Source organism: Flavobacterium sp. (genome assembly GCF_049318325.1).
Taxonomy (GTDB): Bacteria; Bacteroidota; Bacteroidia; order Flavobacteriales; family Flavobacteriaceae; genus Flavobacterium.
The window spans coordinates 1-4,796 of the sequence record NZ_JBMOGQ010000157.1; the positions used below are offsets into that span (position 1 = coordinate 1).

General features: G+C 33.0%; 6 protein-coding genes. 3 read left to right on the top strand and 3 right to left on the bottom strand.

Annotation, left to right across the window (positions count from 1 at the left end; all coding sequences use genetic code 11):
* Both ACOYLP_RS10805 and lpdA read left to right on the top strand, forming a co-directional pair.
* On the top strand, positions 1 to 796 hold a 796-nt coding region (locus tag ACOYLP_RS10805; protein ID WP_422856179.1), incomplete at its 5' end, for an amino acid permease.
* A gap of 305 nt (positions 797 to 1,101) precedes the next feature.
* Positions 1,102 to 2,505 (top strand): dihydrolipoyl dehydrogenase, encoded by a 1,404-nt coding sequence (gene lpdA / locus ACOYLP_RS10810; protein ID WP_422856180.1) that lies wholly within the window; start codon positions 1,102 to 1,104, stop codon positions 2,503 to 2,505.
* Positions 2,506 to 2,563: 58 nt separating this feature from the next.
* Here the strand turns inward: lpdA and ACOYLP_RS10815 are convergent, their stop codons facing one another.
* From ACOYLP_RS10815 to ACOYLP_RS10825, 3 genes are all read right to left on the bottom strand, one after another.
* Positions 2,564 to 2,986 (bottom strand): arsenate reductase ArsC, encoded by a 423-nt coding sequence (locus tag ACOYLP_RS10815; RefSeq protein WP_422856181.1) that lies wholly within the window; start codon positions 2,984 to 2,986, stop codon positions 2,564 to 2,566.
* Between the two features lie 2 nt (positions 2,987 to 2,988).
* Positions 2,989 to 3,600, bottom strand: a complete 612-nt coding sequence (locus ACOYLP_RS10820) for a class I SAM-dependent methyltransferase (protein WP_422856182.1) — start codon at positions 3,598 to 3,600, stop codon at positions 2,989 to 2,991.
* 264 nt (positions 3,601 to 3,864) lie between these two features.
* Positions 3,865 to 4,188, bottom strand: a complete 324-nt coding sequence (locus ACOYLP_RS10825; protein WP_422856183.1) for an ArsR/SmtB family transcription factor — start codon at positions 4,186 to 4,188, stop codon at positions 3,865 to 3,867.
* Between the two features lie 137 nt (positions 4,189 to 4,325).
* Between ACOYLP_RS10825 and tpx the strand changes: the two genes are divergently transcribed.
* Positions 4,326 to 4,796: thiol peroxidase (tpx, locus tag ACOYLP_RS10830; protein ID WP_422856184.1), on the top strand; the 471-nt coding region annotated here is incomplete at its 3' end.

Consider the following 4,796-nt stretch of genomic DNA (forward strand, 5'->3'; position numbering starts at 1 on the left):
AATGTCAAAAGATGGCTTGTTACCACCCGTTTTTTCAAAAGTACACCCAAAATACAAAACACCATCTTTCGCTACAATTGTTACTGGTTTTGGTGTTGCTGTACCTGCTTTATTTATGAACTTGACCATGGTAACTGATTTGTGTAGTATCGGAACTTTGTTTGCGTTTGTATTAGTTTGTGCCGGAGTATTGGTATTACAAAATAAACCTGATATTCCAAGAGGAAAATTTAAAACTCCCTATATTAATTCAAAATTCGTTTTTCCTTTATTGATGTTAATTGGTGTCAGTATTGCCTTTACGATAAACAGGCAAACTACTATGGACTTCATAACCAATGAGAAAAAAATTAATGATCCTACAACCATCATAAAATCTTTAGACAAGGAACAAACAAAAGTAGTTTTTGATTTTCTAAAAACAAAGGTCACTGATTATAAAAATGATGATATAGAAAATGTCTTAGGATTTTTTTATAATGATGCTATGATGTATAAAAATGTAGTTGACTCGCTTCCAATTGATGATTCTTTAAAATATGAAAGTGGTTTCAGTTTATTTAAACACAAGATCCCAATGTGGATATTTCTAATCTCTTTGTTGTGGTTTGTGGTTTGGTCTTGGAAACAAAATCTTTCATTGATACCGTTACTCGGATTAGTATGCTGTTTATATATGATGGCAGAGTTGAGTGTTTGGAACTGGATCTATTTTACCTGCTGGTTGCTTATTGGACTTACTATTTACTTTGGGTTTAGTCATAAAAACAGTAAGCTGAATCAGAATGAATCATAAAAAATCTGTTAAAGAAAACTCTCTAAAGGATTTCTATACAATCAAACATTTTTTACGATTAACACATTTTTGTTTTAAACAGTTCAGTTAACTATTTGAGTTATTTTTATTTATTAGTTTTCGAAATTTTAACATTAAAAAAGTTGCACTTTTTTATGCTTTTATTCTTATCCTTATTAATTAAAAATAAAGTTAAAAATTACCTTATAAATTCCATTTTTTATGATTAGATCTTTAATATAAAGTCAAATAAAAACTGTAATTTTGTGTGCAAAAAATAAAATACAAACAATAAACACATAACTATGAGTTCATTTGACGTAGTCATTATAGGTTCTGGTCCGGGTGGATATGTATCCGCTATTCGTTGTGCCCAACTAGGTTTCAAAACCGCCATCATTGAAAAATATGCAACATTAGGAGGAACTTGCTTAAATGTAGGTTGCATTCCTTCTAAAGCATTACTAGCTTCATCACATCATTACGAAGAATTACAACATTTTGCTGACCATGGAATTGAAGTTTCCGGGAACGTAAAAGTGAACCTTGAAAAAATGATTGCACGCAAACAAGCTGTGGTAGATCAAACTTCAGGTGGAGTGAAATTCTTAATGGATAAAAATAAAATTACCGTTTATGAAGGATTGGGTTCTTTTGTTGATGCTACTCACGTTTCCATAGCAAAAGCTGATGGTACATCAGAAACTATAGAAGGTAAAAACATCATCATTGCAACAGGATCTAAGCCTTCTAATTTGCCTTTTATTAAATTAGACAAAGAAAGAATAATTACTTCAACCGAAGCATTAAAATTGCCTGAAGTTCCTAAACATTTAGTAATTATTGGTGGTGGCGTAATCGGAATTGAATTAGGCCAAGTTTACTTAAGACTTGGTGCTGAAGTTTCTGTAGTCGAATTTATGGACCGAATTATTCCAGGTATGGATGCTGCTCTATCTAAAGAATTGACTAAAGTCTTGAAAAAACAAGGCATGAAATTTTATACTTCGCACAAAGTACAATCAGTTGACAGAAAAGGAAAAATAGTTACAGTTAAAGCTGAAAATGCCAAAGGTGAAACCATATCCCTTGAAGGCGATTATGCTCTAGTTTCTGTTGGCCGACGACCTTATACTGACGGATTAAACGCCGACAAAGCAGGTGTGAAAGTAACTGAACGCGGCATGATTGAAGTAAACGATCATTTGCAAACAAACGTTCCAAATATTTATGCAATTGGCGATGTAGTTCGTGGTGCGATGTTAGCCCACAAAGCCGAAGAAGAAGGAACTATGGTAGCCGAAATCATAGCGGGACAAAAACCACATATCGATTATAATTTAATTCCGGGTGTAGTGTATACTTGGCCCGAAGTAGCTGCCGTTGGTAAAACTGAAGAACAATTAAAAGAAGCTGGTGTAGACTATAAAGCAGGAAGTTTTCCGTTCAAAGCTTTAGGAAGAGCTCGTGCCGGAGGTGATTTAGATGGATTAGTAAAAATCTTAGCTGACGCTAAAACCGATGAAGTATTAGGCGTCCACATGATTGGTGCCCGTTGTGCCGACTTAATTGCGGAAGCAGTAACCGCAATGGAATTTAGAGCGTCTGCCGAAGATATTTCTAGAATGTCACATGCACATCCAACTTTTGCGGAAGCAATTAAAGAAGCAGCATTGGCAGCTACGGATAATAGAGCATTGCATGTCTGATTAGACTAGCTTAGACTGCTTACTCCTATTTAGATTTTCTTTATATTAAAAAACCAACTCAATTGAGTTGGTTTTTTAATATAAAAGCCTGACAATATTCTTTAATCATTTCCCTGACAACTCTAAATTCGTTCATTATTTCAGGGGCAGCACTAGTAGACTTTGAAGGATCGGGAAAATTATGGTGAAATTTTACAGCTTTTGTTGGAAAGTAGGGACAATTTTCTTTAGCATTATCACAAACGGTAATGACATAATTAAAGGAGATATCACGATACTCTTCTACATTATTGGAAGTATATTGTGATATATCAATATCATCTTCTTTCATTATGGCAATGGCCAATGGATTCACCCCATGAGTTTCGATACCGGCGGAATATACTTCGACTTTTTCTGAATTGGCAAAATGCGCTAAATAGCCATGTGCCATCTGACTTCGGCAACTATTCCCAGTGCACAGTACTAATATATTTTTCATGTTTATTTCTTTTTAAAACTGCAGAAGATAAAATTTTGAACAGTATCAAAAGGCGTTCGATGATCTAAAGTGAAACTCTCGAGCAAATCGAAATCTTTTTCAAACAGTGCTTTTAATTTTAGTTCGTCATATTGTGTAATTTCTAATCCACTGCATTTTTTTGGTCCGTTTTCAGAGAAAGTTCCTAACACAAAATTTCCATTTTTGATTACAACCGAAGCAACAAGTTCAGCATATTTAGCAATTTGAATTTTCTCTGTTAAAAAATGAAAAGAAGCTCGGTCATGCCAAAAATCAAATTTAATTTCAGGTTTGTACTCTAAAATATCGGAGACGATAAAAGTAACTTGACTGGCTTTCTCGCCTAATCTTTTTTTTACTCGATTAATTGCATTTTCAGAGATATCCAAAAGATACAGGTTAGTATATCCCATTTCCAATAAATGATCAATCAAATGACTGTCACCACAACCAATATCAATGATTTTGGCATCTTTAGGAATATTTAATTTCGTAACAAAGTACAAAGATGTTTTTGGACTTTCCTGATACCAACTAACCTCTTTTTCTTGTTTGGTTGAAAACACGTTCTCCCAATGTAATTTTCGTTCCATAATTTTTTAAACTAACAACCAAACTATATTAATAATTGTAAACTTTGGATCAAATCCGAAAATAACGTTCAAAAGTATTACCGACAAGGTAATAATAATTTTCTTTTTGTGTTTGATGGAGAACTCTTTCATCTAGGTAATAATTTTAATTTTAAGTAACAACATGTAGTTGTTTTAGCGCTTCACTCACTTATTTTGACTATCAATTTTTCTGCAGAAGTACCACAAGAAGATTTTGCTAATATCATAATTTGTATTTTAAATTTAACAAAATTTAGATTTTAATTTTGAGGAAATCGCTGAGAAATAATCTTCAATTTTTTGTAATGTTTCCGTGTTTATACAATAACAAATAGCTGTCCCTTCTATAGTCCCTTTGATAATGTTGGCGTTTTTTAATGCGGCTAAATGTTGGGAGATTGTAGGTTGTGCTAAGGGCAATTCATTTACAATATCACCACAAATACATTTATCAACCGAAAGTAAATAATCTACAATGGCTATTCTGGCCGGATGTGAAAGCGCTTTGAATAAGGTAGCTATTTCGTTATGCTCTTCTGAAAATGAATCGGATTTTGAAGCTCCCATTTTTTATAAATTTTTATATTGCAATATTACGATATATAAATTATATTAAACAAACATTTTTATCATAATTTGATCAAATACTAAACCGTATATCCTAAATATTTTTACTACTTTTGAAACTCAAAATTTATACAAAAATGGCAACAGTAACATTAGGAGGAAATCCAATTCACACCAATGGTGAATTACCAAAAACAGGGTCGAAAGCGCCTGATTTTATATTAGTTAAAACAGACTTAAGCATGGCTACACTAGCTGATTTTGCTGGCTCAAAAGTAGTCTTAAATATATTTCCGAGTATCGATACAGGTACATGCGCCACATCGGTACGAACTTTTAATGAAAAAGCGAGTACTTTAGCCAATACCAAAGTGTTATGCATTTCCCGTGATTTACCTTTTGCTCAAAAACGTTTTTGTGGTGCTGAAGGATTGGAAAATGTAATCAATTTATCCGATTTTAATACCGGAAGTTTTGGAAAAGATTATGGTATAGAAATAACCGATAGTGTTTTGGCTGGCTTACACTCTAGGGTTGTAATCGTTTTAGATGAAAATGGTATTATTAAATATACAGAACAAGTTCCAGAAATAGCTGACGAGCCAAAC